We start from the raw sequence: 23306 nt of genomic DNA, 5'->3' as shown, positions 1-23306 counted from the left end.
CGGCGCGATCTTCGTGCTCGTCGGCAATAACCAGGTCGGCCCACTGTCGATGAACACGACGGATGCGCCGGCGACCGTGCCGGCCTACAGCGTGACGCAGACTCCGGGCGACGCGATCCGCGATTTCATCGCAGCGAATCCGACCACCGCAACGTTCAGCTTCGATCCGTCGCAAAAGAAGGGTGACGTCCTCGCCGACTTCAGCCTGCGCGGCCCGGTCCCGGCAGGCTTCCCCTCGGTCACAAAGCCGGACATCACTGGTCCTGGCGTGCAGATCTACGCCGCGGTCGCGGATCCGGCGCAATACGGCTACATCAGCGGAACGTCGATGTCCTCGCCGCATCTCGCCGGTTCGGCCGCCCTCGTGCGCGCCGCCAAGCCCGCGTGGGCTCCGATGGAAGTCAAGTCCGCGCTGCAGCTGACCGCGAAGATCGTCGGCAATGACGACGACGGCAGCTCGGCCTGGGATCCGGATGACGTCGGCAACGGCCGCGTCGACCTGACCAAGGCGATCAAGGCCGCGCTGGTCATGAATGAAACGGTCACGAACTTCCTCGCGGCGAATCCGTCGGGTGGGTCGATCTCGGCCAAGACGCTGAACCTGCCGTCGATGCGCGATACCGCCTGCAATGTCTCGTGCTCGTTCACGCGCACGATGACGAGCAAGGTGGCTGCGGGTACGACCTGGACTGCGACCTACGTGCCGATGGTGGCCTCCGGCGCACCCGTCGTGACCATCACCCCGGCCAACTTCACGGTCGTAGGCGGTGGTACGCAGGCGCTGAACATCGCGGTCAACATGGGCTATGGCTCCAGTGCGGCTCCGCTGGCCTTCGGCCACGTGGTGCTGACGCCGAGCGACAACACCCTGCCGACCGAGCGCCTGACCTTGTCCGTTTCCGGTACGCGCGACGGTATCTTCGCCGACAACTTCGGCACTGCGCCGCCGAGCGTTACGGTCGACCAGGGCTTCGACGACATCACCACCCTTGCCGGCATCGGCTGGCTGACATCCAACAACAGCCTTCCGTTGGGCAGCACGTCGTGGTTCCAGGGCAACGATACAGTGTTCCCGGCACAGGCCGGTCCGGTGACCTCGTACATCGGTGCAAACTTCAACAACACGACCGGTGCGAACACCATCACGAACTGGCTGGTCACTCCGCTGATCACGTTCAACGGCGCCTCGTCGATCTCGTTCTACACGCGTGGTAGCCCGTTGGATGGCGACGACTACGCGGATCGTCTGGAAGTGCGCCTCTGCACTTCGGCACCGTGCACGTCGGTCAGCCCGGATGCAACGGCGCTGAGTTCGTTCCCGACCGTGCTCAAGACGATCAACCCGACCCTGACGCTCAACGATGATCCGACCGGTGCCAACGGCTATCCGAAGTCGGCGTGGGCGCAGTTCACGCTCACCAATGCCAATGGTCTGCCGACGTCGGGTCAGGGCCGCATCGCCTTCCGCTACTGGGTGACCAGTGGCGGCCCGTCCGGTGCGAACTCCGACTTCATCGGCATCGACACGGTAAGCATCACGGCGGGTTCCGTGAATAGCGCGGGCGTGCCGAACGGCGGTGCCGGCATTTCGCCCGAGAGCGTTCCGATGTCGGCTCGCGGATCGAAGTAAGCCTCAAACGTCGCCGGATCTTTGGGTCCGGCGACGCTCCAACGCTGCTTTGATTCACGCAAACAGAAAAGCCCGGGCTACGAACCCGGGCTTTTCTGTTTGCGCTGGCTCTATCGGACTCGGCGGTTCAGGCGGCGGCGTTGCTGCCCACCAGGGTCAATTTTGGACGCGCCGGCGGCGCGGCGGCGCTCGTCGCCGCGGTCCAGTCCAGACTCTCATCGCCCGGCACGAGGTCGGCGAAGCTGTCTTCGAACCGCTCGAAACGGTGCTCGGCTGCACGCGCGACGCTCGCCGGCACGATGCCGGCGCCGAGCAGCTGCTGCAGCACGGCACGTTGTTCGATCCCGAATTCCGGATCTTTCAGAGCTTCGTCCAGCGCGTTGATCAGCGCAGCCAGCCAGTGCGCATTCGGCGCACGCAGTGCAAGAAGCATTTCCTGGGTCGACAAGGCCATGGCGGGTCCGGGGGAAGGGAGGCGGTGAGTCTGTGATTTCTCGCACATTCAAGCAGGATTGATGCCAGCGGCGACCGCCCGCGAAATGTCCGCAATCGCCGGTGTCGCGCCCGCGCCGCGCCGCTGGCGCGCCGGACGCGGATGCGGCAATGCGAGCATTCCCCCTGCGGCGATTGCCCATGTTCCCGAATGCGCATTCCTTCACTCTGAAAGTCCTCGGCATCGGCGCGCTCGCGCTGCTCATGCTGATACCGCTGCTGCAGGTGCAGAGCCTGGTCAGCGAGCGCAATGGCCTGCGCAACCAGGCCGTGGCCCAGGTCGCGACCCGCTGGGGCGAGGCGCAGACGGTTGGCGGCCCGCTGCTCGCGCTGCCGTATCTGCAGCGCTGGAAGACCGACCAGGGCTGGACCGAACGCACCAGCACGCGGCTGCTGCTGCCGGCGACGCTGAGCGTCGACGCTACACTGCGCACGGCGACGCGCGCCTACGGCATCTACGCGACCCCGGTGTACACCGCGGGCATCGACCTCAATGCGCGCTTCGAGACCGACGATCTCGCCGCGCTACGGGAGGTGGTCGCACAGGGCGCTGGCAAGCTCGAACTGCGCCTGCCGCTGTCCGACGTGCGCGGCCTGCGCGAAGTCCGTGCGGTGCGCGTCAACGGCCAGGACCATCGCCTGCAGCCCGGCAGCATCACCGCCGGGTACGCCACCGCCGCAGTCGTGCTCGACGCGCAGTTGCTGGAGGCGCCGATCACCCTGGAGCTGAGCCTGGACCTTGCCGGCACCGAAAGTATCCAGTTCCTGCCGCTGGGCCGCACGACCAACCTCAAGCTCGCCGCGGACTGGGGCGATCCGAGTTTCACCGGCGCGTTCCTGCCCGTGCGGCACGAAGTTGCCGAACAGCGCTTCGAAGCCGCCTGGCAGGTGCTTGAGCTCAACCGCGGCTACGGCCAGCACTGGGACGATGGCGAACTGGATACGACGCGCATCGCTGCGTCGGCCTTCGGCGCCACGCTTTACCAGCCGGCCAGCATCTACCAGCAGAACGAGCGTGCCGGCAAATACGGCGTGCTGTTCATCGCGCTGAGCTTCGTTGCGTTCTTCCTGTTCGAAGTCCTGAAAAAACTACGCGTGCATCCGGTGCAGTACCTGCTGATCGGTGTGGCGCTGTGCACGTTCTATCTGCTGCTGCTCGCGCTGTCGGAGCAGATCGGTTTCGGTCCGGCCTATGCGCTGGCTGCTGCCGCGGTCGCCCTGCTCGTCGGCGGCTATGCGGCGGCCGTGCTGTCCACACCTCGCGCCGGACTCGTGCTCGGCGGCAGTCTCGGTCTGGTCTATGGGCTGCTGTACGGCCTCGTGGTCAGCGAGCAATACTCGCTGCTGATAGGGGCATTGGCGCTGCTGGCCGTCATCGCATTGCTGATGTATCTGACGCGCCGCGTCGACTGGTACGGTGAAAGCCGCGCCGCGCCGACCGCGGCGGCCGGAACTCGCCGGCCAGAACCGGGCTACGACCCGCCCCTGAACGCCATCGACGGAAACCCATGAACCTCCTTGCCATCGAGACCTCCACCGAAGCTTGTTCGGTGGCCCTGTACCACGCCGGCACGACCATCGAACGCAGCGAGCTGGCGCCGCGCCGGCATGCGGAACTGGTATTGCCCATGGCCGACGCGCTGCTCGCGCAGGCGGGCCTGCACCGGCGTCAGCTCGACGCGATCGCCGTCGGCCGCGGTCCGGGTGCCTTCACCGGCGTACGCCTGGCCGTCTCCATCGCCCAGGGCATGGCGCTGGGCCTGGACTTGCCGGTGATCCCGGTGTCTTCGCTCGCCGCACTCGCGTTCGATGCTCCCGATGACGGTTCGGCCGTGCTCGCCATGATCGACGCCCGCATGGGCGAGATCTATGCCGCGTGCTACCGGCGCGACGCGAGCGGTGCGCTGCAGGCGCTGGACGACGAGCGTGTCTGTGCGCCCGAGTGCCTGCATCTGCCCGCGAGCCAGGCCTGGAGCGTCATCGGCAGCGGCTGGAGGACCTACCGAAGCGTGCTGGCCGAGCGTCTGCCCGAGCCGTGCTGGGCCGACGGCGAACGCTATCCGCAGGCGCGCGCCGTGGCAGTGCTCGCCGCGGCCGAATTCCGAGCCGGCCGCGCGCTGCCGCCGGAACAGGCCTTGCCCTTGTACCTGCGCGACAAGGTCGCCCTGACCCTGGTCGAACAGCGCGCCCGCTGAGGCGCCCGTTCAGCGCACCAGCAGCAGCGTGGACAGGCCCAGGAAGGTGGCGAAACCGCAGCAGTCGGTGACGGTCGTCAGCAGCACGCCGCCGGCCAGGGCCGGATCGATGCCGACGCGGCGCAAGGCCAGCGGCAGGAACACGCCGGTCAGCGCGGCGGCGAGCAGATTCAGCACCATCGCCGCGCCGAAGGCCACGGCTAGCCAGACGTCGCGGTAGATCAGCAGCGCGACGCTGCCGACCGCGATGGCCCAGAGCACGCCGTTGGCAAGCGCTACCAGTACTTCCTTACGCAGCAGGAACATCGCGTTCGATGCGGTCACCTGGCCCAACGCCATCGCGCGGATCATCAGGGTCTGCACCTGCGTGCCGGCCACGCCGCCCATGCTCGCGACGATGGGCATGAGCACGGCGCACGCGACGACTTGCCGGAGCACGTTCTCGAAGTTGCCGATGACCCACGATGCGAGAAAGGCGGTCAGCAGGTTGATGCCGAGCCACACCGCGCGTCGCCTGGTGGTTCTCGGCACCGGCGCGAAAAGATCCTCCTCCTCGTCGAGACCGGCTGCGCCGAGAGCCTGGTGTTCGGCCTGGTCGCGGATGATGTCGACCACGTCGTCGATGGTGATATGGCCGAGCAGCACGTTGTTCTCGTCGACCACCGGCGCGCTGAGCCAGTCATGGTTCGCGAAGCGCTTGGCGACTTCCGAGACCTCGGTATCTGCGTCGATCGCCGGCTGGTCCGTATCCATGATGCGGTTGACCGCGTCGGTGGTATCGGTGGTCAGCAGCTGCGCCAGTGAGATGCGTCCCTGGTACTGGCGCCGACGGCTGACGACGTAGAGATGGTGCGTGCCCTCAGGCAGTTCGCCGCGCAGTCGCAGGTAGCGCAGCACCACGTCGACGCTGACATCGGCGCGCACGGTGACCACGTCCGGGTTCATGAGGCGCCCGGCGGTGTCCTCGCCGTAGGTCAGCATCTGCTCGAGACGTTCGCGATTCTCGCGATCCATCGACTTGAGCACTTCGTCGATGACCGTGTCGGGCAGGTCTTCGAACAGGTCGGCCAGATCGTCGATGTCCAGCGACTCGGCCGCGGCGACGATTTCGTCGGTGTCCATCGCACGCAACAGGTCTTCGCGCACGTCCTCGCCGACGTGCACCAGCACCTCGCCGTCGTCTTCCGCGTCGACCAGACCCCAGACGATCTGGCGCTTGGCCGACGGCAACGATTCGAGCAGGTTGCCGATCTCCGCCGGCGACAAGGTGTTCACGAGCCGCTTGACCGGCCCGAGCCGGCCGCTGTCCAGGGCCTGTTCGAGCAGGCGCAGCTGTTTGGCGGTCTTGTCCTGCTGCGTGGTTTCGGCCATGGGGGTCCGGTTTTATGCGAGGAGACTCATGGACGCATTGTCGCGGACTGGCCAGGTTGCGCCTACCTGCGCGCGGTCACGCCGTGTGTCGGCGCTTCAGCCGCAGCAGTGGCTTTTCGAGCAGATGCCAGGACAGTGCGCCGGCCGCGACGGCGCAGGGCAGCGCGATTAGCGTGATGCGCGTCGGCGTCGGCACTGGCAACAGCGACGCAACGACCTGCTGGATGGGAAAACCCCACAGGTATACGCCGTAGGAGTAGTCGCCGAAGCGATTGAAGCCGAGCAGAAAACGCGGGCCATAGGCGAACCAGAACACGCCGTAGGAAAGCGCGAGCCCGAACAGTGGCAGAAACCACGTGCCGCCATGGGCGAGCACGGCCAGAGCGAACAGCGCCACGGCCAGCGCGCCGTGAAACGGAATCAGGTCGCGCCAGCGGTAGAACGCGCAGCCGGCGAGGAAAAAGCCGCCAAGGCGCAGGAATTCGTCTATCGGCATCATGGGCAGCGCATAGGGTGCATACAGCGCGCAGGCGAGGATCAGCGCCGCGTAGAAGAATCGTTCGCGCCGGTCGAGCAATCCGAGCAGCCCGAAGATCGCGAGCCAGGCATACACGCGCACCTCGACAACGAGCGTCCACAGCGAACCGTTGACGGTATTCGGATGCGGGTTGCCGGCAAACACGCCGGGCAGCGTCCATACCATCTCCGGCGAGAAAGTGAGATTTTTCCAGATGTAGCGCCAGGTCAGTGGGTCGGCATAGTACTGCGCGAGCGGAAGATCAGTCAGCGCGGCGCCGAGCAGCAGGGCGCTGAGGGCCAGGCAGGCGAGATAGGCGGGCACGATGCGCAGCGCGCGCGATTGCAGGAAGAAGGCGAGATCGGGCCGGCGCAGCCACGCGCCGGTGACGAGGAACCCGCTGACCACGAAGAAGATCTGTACCGCGATCGTGCCCGAATACAGCCCCCAGCCCTGCCGCGTGAGGTGGTCGGCCGCGCCGGGAATGCCGCTGATCGCGTAGCTGTGGCCGTAGATCACCGCCGAGGCGGCGATCAGCCGCAACAGCAGCAGATTGTCGCCCTTGGCCGCCATGGCCTGTTCCAGTGTACGCCACGGCAGCGGCCGCACCGGCGTGTCGGCCGGCGTCGGCGCGGCCGCCGGCAGTCGCCAGCGCCGCAGCGCGGCGATGATGACCAGCGCAAGAAGAATCCAGTGGAAGTCGTCCATCAGGTTTCGCTCCGGCGACGGTGGGGCGCCTGGTTCGTGCTCTCCGCGGCAATGGATGTGCTGCGTAGCGACGGCGGATGTGCTGCAAATGGAATGGCGTTCATTCGCCCGTCGCTGCAACGCGCGCGGCGGGCGCCGGCGAATCGTCGTACAGCGCGGCCTCGATCTGCGGCAGCACCGCATCCGTGAGCATCTGCCGGCCGCTGTCGTTCTGGTGGAAGAAGTCGAAATATTGCCCGCAGCCACCGTTGTCCGCCGAGGCCAGCGCATCGGTTGCGTCGATCAGTCGGATATGCCCTTCGTCGACGAGCGGCTGCAGCACACTGAGTGTCCACTGGTGCAGGCCGAGTGGACTGGCTTCTTTCCAGGCGCCGGTCAGTGGCATCAGCACCACCACGGGCGGACGTGGCCAGTTCAGCGCGCGCAGCCGCGAGCGGATGTTGTCGCGCACCTGCTGCAGGAAGTCCGGTAAGGGTTGCTGACGCATCAGCGCAGCGAAATCGGGCCGGCCGGCAAGCGTGGCGCGCAGTTCGCGGCACTGATGGCGCAAGCCGTTTGCAGCCTCAGTGGTGGAACTGTCGACTTTGTCGCAGGCAGCGACGCGATCGACGCCGAACTCGCACATGTCGCGCGCTTCCTTGGCGTTGCGCAGCAGCACGTCGGCCGCCGGCATACCTTTCCACCACGTCACCGATTCGCGCCGCTGCAGTGGCGCCTTGACGTAGTCCTGGATGTCCTCGCGGTATTGATACAGCGCCGAGTGTGCGCCCCAGCTTGCCATTTCGTCGCGTTTGGCGGGCACGTGCGCCGCGATCACCGCGTCGTCGGCAAAGCCGCGGAACGGCGCGACGATCGCGAGCTCGTAACTGCCGTTGCCCGGATACATGAACGTGGTCAGGTCCATGGCGATGACGCCGCCGCGCAGGTTGGGGCGGTGCGCGGCGAGCCAGTTGGTCAGCACGTCGACCGTCATCCAGTGCGAGCCCGGCATGCTCAGGTTCGCATGCACAGCACCGTGTTCCTGCGCGATGCGCGCGAGCGCTTCGTGGTCGATGCCATAGACCGGCCGCGAGCTGCCGAGCGTCACGAAATCGAGCTGCCGCATCGTCGGATCGTTCAACGCACGTTTGAGGCGCACGCTGGTGCCGGCGTGGCTGTCGGGTTTCACCATGCCTTCCCAGATGCCGAGCCGGAACAGCGATTCGCACAGCATCAGCAACAGCAGCGGCGCGATGAATTTGAGCAGGGTCTTCATCGGCGCACTCAGAACTGGAAGTAGATGAACGGCACGGTCGCCGCTGGCGTGAACCAGATCAGCAGCAGGCCGATAGCCGCGAGCGTGACGGCGAACACCGGTCCGCGCTCGCGCGCGAGCCATTCCTTGAAGCCTTTCCAGCCGCCGAGCAGGTGCACGGCCAGCATCGCGACCAGCAACAGCAGCATATGCAGATGGTTCGCCGGGTCAAACGTCGGCGAGGCCGCGCCGGCGATGTTCGCGATCATCGTTGTGGCGTCGCCGAAGGTCTTGGCGCGGAAGAAGATCCACGCGAAGCAGACCAGGTTGAACGTCAGCAGCCAGCGCAGGCTGCGCATGAGCGCGTTGTCCGCATTCCAGAACGGCAGGCGGAACAGGACCGCGCGTTCGAACGCCAGATAGGCGCCGTGCAGCCCGCCCCAGATCACGAAGTTCCAGCTCGCCCCGTGCCACAGGCCGCCGAGCAGCATGGTCAGCATGAGGTTGAAATACGTATGCAGATTGCCGTGGCGATTGCCGCCGAGCGAGATGTACAGATAGTCGCGCAGCCAGCGCGACAGCGTCATGTGCCAGCGGCGCCAGAATTCCCGCACGCTGTCGGCGAAATAGGGATAGTTAAAATTTTGCGGGTAGCGGAAACCGAGCAGCAGCGCGAGACCGATCGCGATGTCGGTGTAGCCCGAGAAATCGCAGTAGATCTGGAAGCTGAAGGCGTAGACGGCGAGCAGGCTATCCCAGAAGCCGTGCTGCGAGGGATTGGCGAAGATCGGGTCGGCATACAGCGCGAGATTGTCCGCGAAGACGATTTTCTTGACGAAGCCGAATGCGATCAGCACCAGTGCGCGCTGCACGTCAGCGGCATCCACGCGCTTTTCGCCGTCGAGCTCGCGGAAGAACTCGTAGTCGCGCACGATGGGTCCGGCAGCAAGCTGCGGGAAGAACGACACGAACAGGGCGTAGTCGAGCAAGTTGCGCCGCGGCCGGCTCACGCCGCGATAGACGTCTATCGTGTAGGACAGGCTCTGGAATGTATAGAAGGATATGCCGACCGGCAGTATGAGATCGATCGGCGTGATCTGCAGCGCGAATCCGACCGCATCGCCCGCGGCGTTCCAGTTGTCGATGAGCCAGTTGGCGTATTTGAAGAACGCGAGCAGGCCGAGATTGGTGACGAGGCTAAGCAGCAACAGATAGCGCGGCCGTGATACGCGCACCATGCCCAACGCGATCGAATAGTCGAGCAGCGTGGAGTAGACGATGATGCCGAGATACATCCAGCTCCACTGGCCGTAGAAATAGTAGCTCGCCGCCAGCAGCATGAACTTCTGCGCCGTGGGCCACGGACGCAGGCCCTGATTGAGCGTGAGCACGATCACGAAGAAGACGACGAAGTGCAGGGAATTGAACAGCATGGTCGTGATCGGCCAGCGGCAGGGTTCGACAGAGGGCGCGCAGTATATCGACGCCGCGGGGGGCTGACTGCGCGCTGCGTCAGCCGCTGTCGGGTACGACGGGTTCGACCAGCAGATAGCGCTCGTTTTCCAGCACCAGCCGCGTTCCCTGCGGCGGAGTATTGTGCGGCGTGCAGCCATGGATGAGCTGGCTTGAGGCGTCGCTGCCGGCAACCGGCTTCGGAAGCAACAAATATCCAATGGAAAAAAGCCGCATGTAGCGCACTGCGGTGCCGAGGTCGGCGACGTATTCCGGTCGCGACAGGGCGATGGCTGGAAAGTCCTCGAACCGTGCCGGCAGCCGTACGGCGGCTTCGAACGGCGCGCAGCCGACGACGCGGGCTACGCCGGGCCGGGTGCGCAGATACTCGCCAATCTCCCAGAGCCCGTGGTATCTCAGGAGACCCTCGGCGATCTTGCGTGTATCGCGCGGACTACGGTCGAGCACCAGGTCGAACGCGCGCGTGCCGGGTGTCCAACTGGCGCTGATGAAGGCGTAGGCGGCCTGGAAGCCGCAGAACAGCAATGCGCCGGCAAACCAGACGCGGCGTGCCTGCGGTTGGTGATACAGCTGGCGCCAGGCGAATGCGACGCCGAGCACCAGCGCCGGCACGAGTGCGGCGATGAAGTAGTTGCCGTCGCTGCCGCGCGCGTGGTGCCTCCAGCCGATGGCGATGACGATCCCGGCAAGGATCAGGAACAGCGCGAGCCGGCGATGCGACTGCGTCGACGCGTCGGGCGCGACCGCGCGCGCGCGCAGCAGCAGCGCCGCGAGCGGCAGCCACAGCCAGACATTGCCGGTCCAACTGATTGCGATGTGTTCCATGCGCTGCGGGCGCAACAGCCAGTCGACGATCAGGCCCGGCACCGTCGCCCAGTCCTGCGGCATGGCCCAGGTCAGCGTGCCGGCCGGCTCACGCAGTGACAGGCCAAACAGCGTCCAGATCTTGTAGAGCGGGTCCGGGCCGATGGTCGGGACGCCGGCGAGCAGCCACGTGCGCGCGATCACGAACGTGGCCGCCGTCGTGGCGAGCAGCAGCGCTGCAATGGCGAGACGGTTGCGTGCCGGAGTGGCCGTCACGTCCGGCTGTCCTGAACGCACAAGGACAGCGGTCAGCGCGATGCCGGTCACGAGCAGGCCGAGGTAGGGTACGGCAATCAGCTTGCTCGACCCGGCCAGCAAGGCGGCCGCGAGGAACCATGCGGCGTGCTCGAAGCGGCGCGACTGCAGCCAGTCGCCGGCGAACAGCCACCCGAGCAGCAGAAACAGTGCGCAGGCGATGTCGGGCTTGGGTTCCAGCGCCGGATTGGCGATGGCCGGCAGCGTGAACACGAGCGCGGCCAGCAGCAGCTGCGCCGTCGTCGAGGTCACGCCGAGGCGTGCGAGCAGGCGGGTGCCGGCCAGTGCGGTCAGGCCGAGCAGCAGTATGGTCATGCCGCTGACGACGCTGGCGTCGTCGAGTCCGCTCAATGGCAACAGGTATACTTCATAAAGTTTTGGAAAATAATGCACCGGGGAGACCAGCCCCAGCGGCGCGAACACGGAGCCGTCGGCGGTCAGCACGTACTCGGGACGAAAACCGTACCAGAGCCCGTCGAAGCTGAAAGCATAGTTGGCGCGCGCGAACAGCACGAGCACCCAGCCGGCGAGCAGTGCGAGCAGCACGCGGTCGCGCAGGGACCAGGCGCGGCTGCGCTGCAGCAGGTGCAGACTCAGCGGGCACGCCCGCGCCCAGCACGCCAGCGGCAGCAGCGCGAGCGTGACGATCCGCAGCGCGACCGGGGTGCCCCAGCCCAGGGCCGAGGCGAGCCATGCCAGGGCGCTCCACGCCGATATGCCGAGTACGAAAGCGCGCAGATAGTCCTCGCCCTCCCGCGGCCGCTCGCCGCCGCACAGCCGCGTGACCGCGGCGCCGAGCGCGAGCGTGAACTCGAGATACAGCAGGCACAGTACGGCCGGCGCGTCGACGGCGTGGCGGCGCAGGTAGAACTCGGCGAGCAGCAGCGTGCCGAGGAGGCGCCAGCGCCGCGCCGATACGCGCTGAAGCAGCGCCAATCCCGCAAGCAGCAGCGCGGCTTCGGCGCCGCCTTGCCAGGACTGCGGCTGGCTTATTGCCCAGCCGAACGGGCCGGGGACTATCAGTCCCCAGGCGACGACCGCGCAGAGCGCCAGCGCGGCGACCAGCAGGAGCAGCGCGCGTATCCGCGTGGCGGGCGTATGAGTGGCTGCCGCGCCGGTGTCCTCGGCGACCCGCATCAGCCGGGGACGCGCAGGCTGTGCTGCGGCGTCATGTGCTGCCACGCACGAGTCGGGCCGGCATAGGGCAGGCCGCGCATCACCGCCATCAGGTGCGTGGGCTTGATCGTGCCGGCGCGCATTTCCGCCTCGTCCCGTGCATGAATGCGATCGATGAGTTCGCGGTCGCGCGCCGACTCCGCGTCGAAGTGACCGCCGAAGCCGCGATCGATGAACGGATCGATGACGTTGGCGAAGCCGAGGAAGCTCTCGAAGCCGAAGCGTTCGGTCAGCAGCGGCAGGATGTCCTGCGCGCGGATGCCTTCGAATCCTTCGCCGGAACAGTCGAAGTCGACGAACTCATCCCACTGGCACAGCAGCTGGCGGTGGTAGCGATAGTCCGGCGGCAGTTCGCTCCAGAACTCGCGCACGATCGCGAGTGCTTCGGGCCAGCGCAGGTGGCCATTGCGGCCGACCATGTCGGAAATCACGAAGCGTCCATGCGCCGGCAGGTTCGCTGCGATGGCATCGAACAGCCCTTCGAGATTGACGACGTGATGCAGGCTCTGGTTCGCCATGGCCGCGTCGTAGCGTCGCGCCGGCTGCCAGTCGTTGAAGTCGCCGCTTACCGGCACGACCTGTTCGCTCAACCCCGCGTCGCGCGCGAGCACGGCACCGCGTTCGAGCATGACCGGATTGATGTCGACGCATTCGAGCACGAAGTCGCGCAGGCCGCGCGCCGCGAGGATCTGCGCGACGCGCACCTCGGTGTCGCAGTTGCCGGCGCCCAGGCTGACAAAGCGCGCCGGCCGCTGCGGCGCATCATGCAACGCTGCCTGCAGCGCATTGGCGAAGAACTCGTCCGGATTGGCGCAGCCGAAGTGTTCGAGCTTGGGTCGCAAATAGGTATGCGACCAATAATGGAAAATGGCCGGCAGTTCGTTGACGTCGGTCTGGCCGGCGAAGATTTCCTGTTCCTGGCGCAGACGCGCGGCGTAGTCGTCGGTCGCGTCGGGCACGGAAGGTGGTGCCGTGGGCTCCTGCGTCGCGGATTCGCACGTTTCGCCCGGCGGTTGCTCGACTTCGATCGCAGGCGCAGCAATCGCCGGATCGTCTGCGTCCGGTGTCGCGGTGTCGACGCACGCGGTCACTGGCGCGGCGACGGCCGGCCGCGCGAGCCGGCGCAGCGGTGCCTTCATTGCTTCGGGCAGATGGCGTGCGAGCGGCGCGAGGCGCAGGTCCAGCCAAGCGAGTGTTTGGGATAACGTCTCTTTCACAATCAACGAGATAGCAACAGGGGGCGCGCAGTGTAGCACCGCCAGTCGCGACGGCTTCTCGACCGTGTCACGGCCAGGTCGATTCCACGCAGATGCCGACATCGGGCGAGATCGTCGCGCCGGAGGTACTCCAGCGCCGTGCTATTCACCCTGGGGCAGTGGCAGCGTGCGGCTTGTGGCGAAGCCCGATGCATCGCGCGATGTCTGTCACTGCGCCGCTGGCGACACGGTATCCGCCGTGTGTGTCGGTGGCAGCGTGCGCAGTTCGCACAACTGCGGCCGCATTTCGCCGTCGAACAGGTTGCTGTCCACGGGGTCGCAGGCGCCCGCTGTCGCTGTCAGGCGATGCCGTCGCAGGGCTTCCTGCAGCGATGTTTCGTTCACATCGCTCGCAAGCAGCAGCAATGGCCCGTCGTGCCGGTGCAGTCGTTCGTACACGGCGCGGTCCAGCGCCCACTCGGGCAGCGGCGGGCCGAGCGCGTTGCCGACGATGCGCACGAACCGTGTGCTGTCGGGAAATGCCGGCGCGAGGAACGCGAGCGGCTCGCGGCTGCCGAAGACGACCAGCGCGTTCGCCACCTGTGCGCGCGCCGGCAGCATCACTTCGACGTAGTGATCGCCGTAGTGCGCCAGCCGGCCCCAGCGCGGCGGCCGTGTAGCCAAGCCGACGATGACCAGCACCGCGCATGCCGTCGCCAGGCCGATGCGCCAGGGCAGGGCGAGCAGCGCGACGACCAGCAGCAGCGGCGCGAGCATTTCCAGCACGACGAGATAGCGGTAGTAGCCGAACAGCGCGAGCCACAGCAGGTACGCGAGCACGACCGCGAGCAGCACGAAATCCAGCCTCCGTGGCTGCGGCAACGATGCACGCGCGCGGCACCGCCACAGCGGCAGCGCGAGCAGCGCAAGGAACAGCAGTGGCAGACGCAGATCGAGGAACCACAGTTCGGACACGCGTCGCGGCTGGTCGGCCCAGACCAGTGGATAGAACAGCCATTCCAGCGCGCCGCGCGGCAGCCAGCGCGTATCGCGCAGTTCGGCCGGCGCGACGAAATCGCCGCCGAAAACGGAACCGAACAGCGGGAACAGCGGATTGCCGAATTCGCGCCACAGCTGCCACATCCAGTGGCCGTTGACGAGCAGGAAGCCGGCCAGCGCGTAGCCCGCCAGCAGCAGCCAGCGCCGCAACGCGGTGGCACGCCTTGCGCGTGCCGCCAATCCGGGAATGCATCCGCGCGCCGCAAACAGCAGTGGCGCGGCGAGCACGATCCCGCTCGCGACCGGCGCAGCCGTGAGTTTCAGTCCCACTGCCAGCCCGAGCAGCGCGCCGGCCGCCGCGATGCGCCCGCGTCCGGACTGAGGAGGCAGCAGCAGGGCGAGTGCGCACAGCAGCGGCAGGCTCACGAGGTTGTCGCCAAAGCCGGCGCCAAGTTCACCGCGCTGGGTCGCACCGGTGGCGCCGACCAGAGCGATCAGCAGTGGGAGCCAGCGACGCCGCTGCAGCAGCGCCGGCGGCAGCAACTGCACGGCGATGCGATGGAGGGGCAGCAGGTTGAGTCCCTGCACCGCGCCGAGCACGAAGGTGCCGAGCCAAGGCGGCGCGGTGGACAGCAACAGATACAGCAGTGCCGACAGCGTCGGGTTGAACCAGGTCTGCGCCTGCGCCGCAGCGAGATCCTGCGCGCTACGACCGCTCAGCCAGGCCCAGCCGTCGTACCAGTGGTAGTTGCGCAGATCCCAGTTGTTGCTCTGGCCCATCCAGGCCGCGGCGCAGCCGAAGGCGAGTACGCCGGCGCACAGCAGCAGGCACTCGGTGCGCGTCGTGCGCGCAGCAGCGGTTGTCGCGGCTGCTTCAGCGTACACGGCGCGCGAGCAGGCGCCGCGCGTAGTAGCGCAGCCGTCCGATCAGCCCGCGCTCCAGTGCTTCGCGGGTCTGTTCGTAGCGTTGATTCAGCTCGCTGAGCTCGCGGTAAAGGCGCTGGTTGTGCTGGTCGCGGCGTGCGAGCAGATTGCGCAGCTCGCCGACGTCGTCCTCGCTCAGCGTCATTCCGGCGCGGAAGCGCTCGGGCAGCGGCCGCTCGACGTAGATGGTCGAATGGGTAGGTGCCAGTTCCTCGGCTGGACGTTCCGTTGTGTAGAAGTACAAGGCGATGGAACGCCGCGTGACATCCTCGCGTCCGGCCGGCACGGCGATCCGCTCGAAGCCGTGCCAGCTCCATTCCGTGGTCTCGAAGATGACGCCGCGGTTGAACAGCGGCGCGATGCGCGTGATGCGGTCGTCATCGGCGCGCGGATCCGAATGCAGTTCGAGCAGGCCGCCCCAGTGGTCTTCCCACTGCGGATTCAGATACACGATGAGATTGAGTCGGCGGTGCCAGGGTTCGACCGGATGGCGGTTGAAGTCGACGTGCGGGTCGAGGTCCTGGCCGTTGCGGTTCTCGTGCGTGCCGCCGCCGAAATACCACGGGTCGTAGCGCAGGTCGGCAATGCCGGTGATCGCGGACAGGCGCTGCAGGAATGCCGGCGACTGCACGAGATCGTCCAGCGCCGCATAGGCCGGACCGAGTTCGCGGATTTTCTCGACGGTCGACTTGTTGCCGATCCCGCCGTCCTCGTTGCGCGCGTTGCCGCGCTCGAATGCCGGGAAATCGGCCAGCAGTTGCGTCGCGCTGGCGGTGTCGAAGAAGTGCTCGATCACGACATGGCGGAACGGCTCGCGGCGCTGGAACGCGGCGGCGAGCGAGGCAATGCGCGAGTCGAGATCGGCGGCGAGCATGGGAGGGCGTAGGGTGCGGAGGCGCGATCATGCCATGAGCAGCGCGCGCCGCGGCCGGGGGCAGTGGCCTGTCTCGCAGTCGCCGTTGGTCGATTCCGGCGTCTATGCCGCGATACGTCGTTGCGAGGCGCCGCCGCACCCGGTCTCGCCGCGAAGTCCGTCCGGAATATCTTCAACGCAACGACGAGACAGGACGCTACGCGGCGTCGGTTGCCCGCGCCAGGACGCGCTCCAGCCCTTCCCGATCTTCCGCGCGCAGCAGTTGCGGCGCGAGCCGGCGCAGGCGGCCGCGATCGCAGCGCGACACAGCGTCACGCACTTCGAGCAGCGCGCCGGTGTGCATGCTGAAGTCGGTGAGGCCCAGCGCGATCAGCAGCGGCGTGAAGCGTGCGTCCGAGGCCATCTCGCCGCAGAGACTCACCGGCTTCCTGTGCTTCTCGCCGCAGCGCATGGTGGCGGCGAGCAGTTGCAGCACGGCCGGGTGCAGCGGATCGTAGAGTTCCGACAGCGCATCGTTGTTGCGATCCGCGGCCAGCGTGTACTGGACCAGGTCGTTGGTGCCGATCGCAACGAAATCGACATAGCGGATCAGGCTCGGCAGGGCGATGGCCGCCGCCGGCACCTCGATCATGGCGCCGAGGTCGAACTGGTCGGCGACCTCGTGGCCTTCGCTGCGCAGGTCGCGCGCGCAGATCTGGATCAGCTTGCGCGTGGCCTGCATCTCGATGATGGTCGTGACCATCGGCACGAGGATGCGGATCGGCCCGTAGGCCGAGGCGCGCAGGATCGCGCGCATCTGCGTCGCGAACAGCGCCGGCCGGCGGATCGACAGGCGCACGCCGCGCATGCCGAGCGCGGGATTGGGCTCCGTGGTCAGTGCCAGGCCCGTGGTATCGGCCTTGTCCGCACCGAGGTCCAGCGTGCGTATCGTCACCGGCAGCCCGCCCATGCCGAGCACGAGGTCGCGGTAGGCGTGGAACTGTTCGTCCTCGTCGGGCAGGTGATTGCGCTGCAGGAACAGGAATTCGGTCCGATACAGGCCGATGCCGTCGGCACCGTTGGCGCGGGCCTGGGCCACGTCGCCGGCCAGCTCGGCATTGGCGAACAGGCGGATCGCGCAATCGTCGAGCGTGCGTGTCGGCGCGTACGCCAGCTGGGCCAGGCGGCGGCCTTCGCGTTGCGCATCGCGCTGGTGCTGGCGGTAGCGCGCGAGGTCCTGCGCGGTCGGATGCACGACGACCTCGCCGTGGTCGCCGTCGACGAGCAGCAGGTCGTCGTCGTGGACCTCGGCCAGCGCCTCGTGCGCGCCGACGATCATCGGCAGGCGCATGCTGCGCGCGAGGATGGCGCTGTGCGACAGCGCGCTCGAACCGGTGCACACTGCGGCGAGCACGCCCTGCTCGGTCAGGTGGGTCATTTCCGCCGGCGCGATCTGGTCGCTGACCAGGATGGTGCCGACGCGCGCGGCGATCTGGCGCTCTGCCGGACTGGTTTCGCGCGCGAGCGCGGACTGCACCCGGCCGATGACGTGGTCGATGTCCTCGCGGCGGCTGCGCAGGTAGGGATCGTCCATGGCCTCGAACACGGCGGCGAGTCGGTCGCGCTGCATCTTCAGTGCGGTGCCGGCGCGGTAGCGGCCGCGGCGCACCAGATCGAACAGGCCGGTCAGCAGCTCCGGGTCGTTCAACAGCATGCTGTGCGCGTCGATGAATTCGCCGATCTCGCGCGCGAGCGCGCCATGGAGCTTGTCGCGGATCGTGCGCAGTTCCGTCTGTGCGGTCTCCAGCGCGAGCTGCAGGCGCTCGGCCTCGTTCTCTATCTCGCCCGGTTCCAGCAGGGTCTCGTCGATGACGAACTGGCTCGGCTGCACCAGCCGTGCACGTCCCAGGACCATGCCGCGCGAGGCGCCGATGCCATTGAGGACGATGCGCATGCTCACGGGATGGACGGGTCCTTGTGGTGGGGTGAATCCAGCGGCGCAGCCCGCGCTCGCTGCCCGGATCGAGTCCGGCGCAGCCCGGATCGACCGGCAAAGCCGCGCCATCCGTACCGTGCGCGCCAGCGCGTCGTCCGGCGGCAACCGCCGGCTATTGGCCTTCGTCGAACTTGCGTTGGAACAGATCGACCACGGCGTCCAGCGCTGCGGCCTCGTCCGCGCCTTCGGCGCGGATCGTGACCGGCGTGCCGACACCTGCCGCGAGCATCATCACCCCCATGATGCTCTTGGCATTGATTTCGCGACCGCGGCAGCGCAACCACACTGTCGATGAGTAGCTCTGCAGCAGTTGCACCAGCTTGGCCGAGGCGCGGGCATGCAGGCCCAGCTTGTTGCTGATGACGACGTCGCGTTCAAGCATGGTCGATGCAGATTCCGCCGCGCCCGCCAGTGGCCGCGGTCTGCGCCAGCTGGTCGAGATCCTGATTCGGATAGTTCAGCACGCGCAGCAACATCGGCAGGTTCAGGCCGCTCACGCAGTGGGTGCGGAAGCCGAGGCCGGACAGACGCTGGGCGATGTTGCACGGTGTCGAACCGTACAGATCCGACAGTACCAGCACGCCGTCACCCTGGTCGAGGTGGCGTGCGCGACGCGACGCGTCACCCAATGCGCTTTCGGGGTCGGCGCAGGCGCCGACTTCGAGCACTTCCAGCGGCAGCGGAAACTGGCCGAGCACGTGATGCGCGGCCGAGACCAGCGCATCGCCCATGGCCTCATGGGTCAGCAACAGCACGCCTACGCTCACGAGGTCTGCTCCCGATCGCCGGCGGTGCCGGCTCGGAGGCGTACTGGTTGCGTGACTATGACGCGGGAAATGGCCATCAGGTTGCCTGCAGGAGGGTAATGCGGATAGCAACTTGCAAGAATATTGCCTGTCGCTGGTAGGTGGGGGCGGGTTTACTCGAGTTCACGGTGAAAGGTCAGGACCTGTTCGCGCGAGGCGCGGAAATGTTCAGCCAGGCGTTCGGCCAGATAGACCGAGCGATGACGGCCGCCGCTGCAGCCGATGCAGATGGTCACGTAGGAGCGGTTGTCGGCTTCGAAGCGTGGCAGCCACTCGTCGAGGAAGCTGGTCAGCTGGTCGAGGAAGCGCTGCACTTCCGGCTTGCCCTGCAGCCATTCGCGAATCGCCGCATCCTTGCCCGACAGCGGGCGCAGCGACGGATCCCAGTGCGGATTTGGCAGCACGCGGGCGTCGAAGACGAAGTCCGCGTCGATCGGCAGGCCGCGGCGGTAGGCGAAGGACTCGAACAGCAGCGACAGCTCGCCGCCGCCCACGCCGAGTTCCGTGGCGATGAGTCGCCGCAGCTGGTGGACGTTGAGATCGCTGGATTCGATGACCCGGTCGGCGATCGCCGAGAGCGGCCGCAGCAGCTTGCGTTCGAGTGCGATCGCATCCTGCAGCGGCAGTCCGTCGGCCGACAGCGGATGCCGCCGGCGTGTGTCGGAAAAGCGTTTGGACAGCACGTCGTCGCGGCTGTCGAGGAAGATGAGCTGGTATTCCACGCCAGTTCGCGCCAGCTCGGCCAGCACCTGCGGCAGCTGGTTCAGGTCCTCGCTGCGATTGCGCACGTCTACGCCGACCGCGATGCGGCGGTGGCCGCCACGGCTGACCGCGCCGACGAGGGATGGCATCAGTGCTGCCGGAAGGTTGTCGACGCAATAGAAGTCGAAATCCTCGAGCGTACGCAGGGCGACGGTCTTGCCGGCACCGGACAGGCCCGACAGCACGACGAGGTGGACCTTGTCCGCGTCGCCGTTGATGTCCAGGGGTTCGCTGCTCACCACGGTGCCCGCTTCTGCAATTGATGGGCCTGGCGGTCGATGAAGGTCTGCGCGGGATCTATGCCCTTGCTCTTGAGCATGTGGCTGCGCACGGCGGCCTCGACGAGCACGGCAAGGTTACGGCCGGGCGCAACCGGAATCGCGATCTGCGGAATGCGGGTGTCGAGGATCTCGCGATAGCCGACGTCGCCGGTCAGGCGCTTCATGCCGTCGACGTCGTCGAGCGGATTGAGCGGACGCAGGTGCACGACGAGGCGCAGGTACTTGGACGGCTTGACCGCGGTATGGCCGAACATCTCGCGCACGTTGAGCACGCCCAGTCCGCGCACTTCAAGCAGGTCCTGCAGCAGTTCGGGGCAATGGCCGTCAACCACGTCCGGCGCGATCTGGGTGAACTCCGGCGCGTCGTCCGCGACCAGGCGGTGGCCGCGGGTCAGCAGTTCCAGCGCCAGTTCGCTCTTGCCGGACCCGGATTCGCCGGTGATCAGCACGCCGATGGAATAGACCTCCATGAACACGCCGTGCAGCGTCACGCGTCGCGCCAACAGGCGCGCGAGGTGATATTGCAGGAAGGTCAGGATCTCGTGGCCGCGCTTGGGACTGGACCACAGCGGCGTGTTGGATTCATCGGCGGCCTCGCGCAGGTCGCTGGGCAGGGCCTGATCTTTCGTCACGATCAGCGCGGTGGGCCGGTAGTTGATGATTTTCTGCACGGTTTCCCAGCGCTGGCGCGAATCCAGGCCGTCGAGGTAGTTCAGCTCCTCGGTACCGATGATCTGCACCTTGTTCGGGTAGATCACGTTGAGATAGCCGACCATCGACGGACGGCGCGCGTGATTGTCGCCCGGATCGAGCGTGCGGCCATTGCCCTGCGTTCCCGCGGTCCAGCGCAGTGACAGGCGTTCGCTGAGGCTGTCGAACAGCTGGCGGGCGGTCAGTGGATCCATGGAGGCGATCAGGCGAGCTCGCCCCATTCTGCCAGTTCGGCATGGAGCGCGCTGGCATCGGCGGCCCGGCGCAGACGCTCGAGAGTCGGCGGATCGGATGCGCGCGTGGCGATGTCGGCCAGCAGCGCCAGGTGCCCGGTCGTGAAGTGGTTCGGGGTGACTATGGCCGCGAACAGATCTACCGGCCGGCCATCGGCTGCACCGAACGCGACCGGCCGGATCAGTCGGACAAAGGCAGCACGGGGCTTTGCCAGCACGGCGCTGCGTCCATGCGGAAGTGCGAAACCGGATCCCAGCGCGGTGGAGCCGAGACCTTCGCGTTCGGTCAGGGCTTCCAGGACAGACAGGGCCTGGTCGGTCGGCGCCATGAGTTGGGCCAGCGCTTCCAGCAGCGCGCCACGTGATCGCACCTGCAGATCGGCGACGACACTGTCGGGAGTCAGGAGATCGCTGAAGCGCATGCCGCCCGGACAGGTAGTCGCGAAGGTCGCGGATCATAGCGCGGGTTTTGCCGCAGTGCGGTAGAAATTGGTCGAGGGAGGAAATGTGATTGAAGAGGTTAGAGGAGTCAGAAACGAGAAAGCCGGGCAGAAGCCCGGCTCTCGATGAACTGACGCAATATTTTCAAGGTGTTAGGAGGTCGTTGGAGGATGCTGGGCTCGCCGCGGGACGCGATGCGTAAAGCACTCACTCATTTCTCGCGCCTCTGTGCTTTTCACTCGCCTTACGCAATCCGCTCGGCGGCGCGCAGCGCCTCGCTCTTGTGGTGATCGGTCAGCTTTTCCTTGTGCTTGCGGATCTGGCCGTCGAGCTTGTCGGCCAGCGCGTCGATCGCGGCATACATGTCGTCGGCGCTGGCTTCCGCGTGAATGATCTTGCCGGCAGCCGCATGGATGGTCGCGTCCGCCTTATGCACGAGCTTCTCAACGTTCAGCGTCACGCCGATGTCGTGGAGGTGGTCGAAGTGGCGCAGGATGCGCTCGAACTTGCTTTCGACATAGCTGCGCAGGGCCGGCGTCACTTCAACCTTGGGGCCGCTGACATTGATCTGCATGGTGCTTCTCCTTACGGTAGAGCGCTCCTGACGCGGAACGCGGTCGGCACGAAACGATGCATTAGGCTTCGTGCGAAAGAGTGTGGTTAGCGTTGACCTGTGTCCTGCATAGGGGTTCCCGGCCGCAGGTTCAAGCGGCTCAGCTGAGCCGGCAGCGCTCGTTGGAGGCGGCGATATTCATCGCCTCGCGGTACTTGGCGACCGTGCGGCGGGCCACGTTGATGCCGCGGCGGTTGAGTTCCTCGGCCAGTCCCTGGTCCGACAGCGGCTTGCCGGTCGGCTCAGCCTCGATGAGCTTTCGGATCATGGCCTGGATCGCCGTAGCCGAGGCGGTGCCGCCGTCGACCGTGGAGACACCGCTGGAGAAGAAGTGCTTGAACTCGAAGGTGCCGCGCGGCGTATAGAGGAACTTGCGCGTCGTCACGCGCGATACCGTGGATTCGTGCATGCCGATTTCCTCGGCAACGTCCTTGAGTACCAGTGGTTTCATCGCCTCGGGACCGAAATCGAGGAACGCGCTTTGCGCCTTCACGATGGACTGGGCGACCTTGAGTATCGTATCGGCGCGCGTCTTCAGGCTCTTGATCAGCCAGCGCGCCTCCTGCAACTGGCCGCGCAGGTACGAGGCATCGTCGCGCTGGGCACGGGCGATCAGTGACTCGTAGTGCCGGTTGATCGCCAGCTGCGGTTGGCACCCCGGGGCGAGGCTGACCTGCCATTGGCCGTGATGGCGGAAGGCGTAGGCGTCGGGCGCCACGTATTCGGGCGCTGCGCTGGAGACGCTGGAACCCGGTTTGGGATCGAGAGCGCGGATCAGCTGCACGGCGAGGTCGATCTGGTCGCTGCCGGCCTTGAGGCTGCGGCTCAGGCGGGCGCGATCGTTCTTGGCCAGCACTTCCAGGTGATCGGCGACAATGGCCCGGGCCACGGCAAGACCTTCGACATCGGTCTCGAACGAGTCGAGCTGTACCAGCAGGCAATCACGCAGGTTACGACTCGCCACGCCGAGCGGGTCGAAGCGCTGCACGCGATGGCGCACCGCTTCGATCTCGTCGGCATCGACCTGATACAGGCTGTCGAGGCCTTGCTGGATGGCCTCGATCGGTTCGTGCAGATAGCCGTCGTCGTCGATTGCCTCGATGATGGCGACGGCTATCGCCCGGTCGCGCGCGGACATCGGCGTGAGGTTCAGCTGCCAAAGCAGGTGATCGCGCAGGTCCTGCTTTTCCGGCTCCTGGGTTTCGAATTCGTCGTCCGACGGCGCGTTGCGCGCGGGCGTGTCGAAGTTCATGTCCAGCGATTCGAAGCGGTCCTCGTCCGCCTCGCGCGCGTCGCCGCTGTCGCTGCTTGCGGTTTCGCTGCTGCTGGTGTTGCGGGTGTCAAGGAATTCCACTGGCGGTGCATCGACACCGGCCTCGGCCTCGGCCGGTGCGGGTTCGCCCGGTTCGTCGGGGAGTTCCAGCAGCGGATTGGATTCGAGCGCTTCACGCAGCTCCATCTCCAGCTCGATGCTGCTCAGCTGCAGCAGGCGGATCGCCTGCTGCAGTTGCGGAGTCAACGCCAGTTGCTGGTGCAGGCGGAGATTTAACGCTGGCTTCATCAGGGGTCCCGTTGC

At 66.7% G+C, this 23306-nt stretch carries 20 protein-coding genes; 3 read left to right on the top strand and 17 right to left on the bottom strand.

Going from position 1 to position 23306, the window contains the following annotated elements; translation table 11 throughout:
• Nucleotides 1-1630: choice-of-anchor J domain-containing protein (locus RUU78_RS06750; RefSeq protein WP_313914959.1), on the top strand; the 1630-nt coding region annotated here is incomplete at its 5' end.
• Nucleotides 1631-1757: 127 nt separating this feature from the next.
• On the opposite strand, the gene RUU78_RS06745 is transcribed toward RUU78_RS06750, so the two are convergent.
• The gene (locus RUU78_RS06745) at nt 1758-2084 is read right to left on the bottom strand and encodes a hypothetical protein (protein ID WP_313914957.1); all 327 of its coding nucleotides are present in this window, start codon (nt 2082-2084) and stop codon (nt 1758-1760) included.
• Nucleotides 2085-2233: 149 nt separating this feature from the next.
• On the opposite strand from RUU78_RS06745, the gene creD reads away from it, so the two are divergent.
• Nucleotides 2234-3634 carry a cell envelope integrity protein CreD gene (gene creD, locus RUU78_RS06740; protein WP_313914955.1) on the top strand — a complete coding sequence of 467 codons (1401 nt, stop codon included), beginning with the start codon at nt 2234-2236 and terminating at the stop codon, nt 3632-3634.
• The gene (gene tsaB / locus RUU78_RS06735) at nt 3631-4317 is read left to right on the top strand and encodes a tRNA (adenosine(37)-N6)-threonylcarbamoyltransferase complex dimerization subunit type 1 TsaB (protein ID WP_313914953.1); all 687 of its coding nucleotides are present in this window, start codon (nt 3631-3633) and stop codon (nt 4315-4317) included. Before creD ends, tsaB begins: the two co-directional genes overlap by 4 nt.
• A gap of 9 nt (nt 4318-4326) precedes the next feature.
• On the opposite strand, the gene mgtE is transcribed toward tsaB, so the two are convergent.
• The 16 genes from mgtE to RUU78_RS06655 form a co-directional block, all read right to left on the bottom strand.
• A complete protein-coding gene (gene mgtE, locus RUU78_RS06730; protein ID WP_313914951.1) occupies nt 4327-5688 on the bottom strand; it encodes a magnesium transporter in 1362 nt (453 codons plus the stop codon).
• 76 nt (nt 5689-5764) lie between these two features.
• Nucleotides 5765-6913 carry an acyltransferase gene (locus RUU78_RS06725; RefSeq protein WP_313914950.1) on the bottom strand — a complete coding sequence of 383 codons (1149 nt, stop codon included), beginning with the start codon at nt 6911-6913 and terminating at the stop codon, nt 5765-5767.
• Nucleotides 6914-7013: 100 nt separating this feature from the next.
• A complete protein-coding gene (locus RUU78_RS06720) occupies nt 7014-8168 on the bottom strand; it encodes a hypothetical protein (RefSeq protein ID WP_313914948.1) in 1155 nt (384 codons plus the stop codon).
• Nucleotides 8169-8176: 8 nt separating this feature from the next.
• Nucleotides 8177-9580 carry an MBOAT family O-acyltransferase gene (locus RUU78_RS06715; protein ID WP_313914946.1) on the bottom strand — a complete coding sequence of 468 codons (1404 nt, stop codon included), beginning with the start codon at nt 9578-9580 and terminating at the stop codon, nt 8177-8179.
• A 79-nt stretch (nt 9581-9659) separates the two neighbouring features.
• Nucleotides 9660-11921 (bottom strand): hypothetical protein, encoded by a 2262-nt coding sequence (locus RUU78_RS06710; RefSeq protein ID WP_313914944.1) that lies wholly within the window; start codon nt 11919-11921, stop codon nt 9660-9662.
• Entirely contained in the window at nt 11876-13054 is a 1179-nt protein-coding gene (locus RUU78_RS06705; RefSeq protein WP_313914943.1) for a methyltransferase domain-containing protein, read from the bottom strand. The genes RUU78_RS06710 and RUU78_RS06705 overlap by 46 nt, the downstream gene beginning before the upstream one ends.
• A 285-nt stretch (nt 13055-13339) precedes the next feature.
• Nucleotides 13340-14995 (bottom strand): hypothetical protein, encoded by a 1656-nt coding sequence (locus RUU78_RS06700; protein ID WP_313914941.1) that lies wholly within the window; start codon nt 14993-14995, stop codon nt 13340-13342.
• The gene (locus RUU78_RS06695) at nt 14985-15908 is read right to left on the bottom strand and encodes a 2OG-Fe(II) oxygenase (protein ID WP_313914940.1); all 924 of its coding nucleotides are present in this window, start codon (nt 15906-15908) and stop codon (nt 14985-14987) included. Before RUU78_RS06695 ends, RUU78_RS06700 begins: the two co-directional genes overlap by 11 nt.
• Before the next feature lie 196 nt (nt 15909-16104).
• Complete coding sequence (ptsP, locus tag RUU78_RS06690; protein ID WP_313914966.1) at nt 16105-17841, bottom strand: phosphoenolpyruvate--protein phosphotransferase; 1737 nt, start codon at nt 17839-17841, stop codon at nt 16105-16107.
• 154 nt (nt 17842-17995) lie between these two features.
• Nucleotides 17996-18265: an HPr family phosphocarrier protein gene (locus tag RUU78_RS06685; RefSeq protein ID WP_313914938.1), complete on the bottom strand. Its 270-nt coding sequence runs from the start codon at nt 18263-18265 to the stop codon at nt 17996-17998.
• Nucleotides 18258-18650 carry a PTS fructose IIA subunit family protein gene (locus tag RUU78_RS06680; protein ID WP_313914936.1) on the bottom strand — a complete coding sequence of 131 codons (393 nt, stop codon included), beginning with the start codon at nt 18648-18650 and terminating at the stop codon, nt 18258-18260. Before RUU78_RS06680 ends, RUU78_RS06685 begins: the two co-directional genes overlap by 8 nt.
• 152 nt (nt 18651-18802) lie before the next feature.
• Nucleotides 18803-19690, bottom strand: a complete 888-nt coding sequence (gene rapZ / locus RUU78_RS06675) for an RNase adapter RapZ (protein ID WP_313914935.1) — start codon at nt 19688-19690, stop codon at nt 18803-18805.
• The gene (gene hprK, locus RUU78_RS06670) at nt 19687-20637 is read right to left on the bottom strand and encodes an HPr(Ser) kinase/phosphatase (RefSeq protein ID WP_313914934.1); all 951 of its coding nucleotides are present in this window, start codon (nt 20635-20637) and stop codon (nt 19687-19689) included. The genes rapZ and hprK overlap by 4 nt, the downstream gene beginning before the upstream one ends.
• Before the next feature lie 8 nt (nt 20638-20645).
• On the bottom strand, nt 20646-21098 hold the full coding sequence (locus RUU78_RS06665) for a PTS sugar transporter subunit IIA (RefSeq protein WP_313914933.1): 453 nt from the start codon (nt 21096-21098) through the stop codon (nt 20646-20648).
• A gap of 263 nt (nt 21099-21361) precedes the next feature.
• Nucleotides 21362-21691 carry a ribosome-associated translation inhibitor RaiA gene (gene raiA, locus RUU78_RS06660; RefSeq protein WP_313914931.1) on the bottom strand — a complete coding sequence of 110 codons (330 nt, stop codon included), beginning with the start codon at nt 21689-21691 and terminating at the stop codon, nt 21362-21364.
• 139 nt (nt 21692-21830) lie between these two features.
• On the bottom strand, nt 21831-23291 hold the full coding sequence (locus tag RUU78_RS06655) for an RNA polymerase factor sigma-54 (protein ID WP_313914928.1): 1461 nt from the start codon (nt 23289-23291) through the stop codon (nt 21831-21833).
• Between the last annotated feature and the right edge of the window lie 15 nt (nt 23292-23306).

The organism is Tahibacter sp. (assembly GCF_032229445.1).
Taxonomy (GTDB): Bacteria; Pseudomonadota; Gammaproteobacteria; order Xanthomonadales; family Rhodanobacteraceae; genus Tahibacter.
Note: the sequence above shows the minus strand (reverse complement) of the source record. Positions and strands in the feature narration are given on the sequence as shown.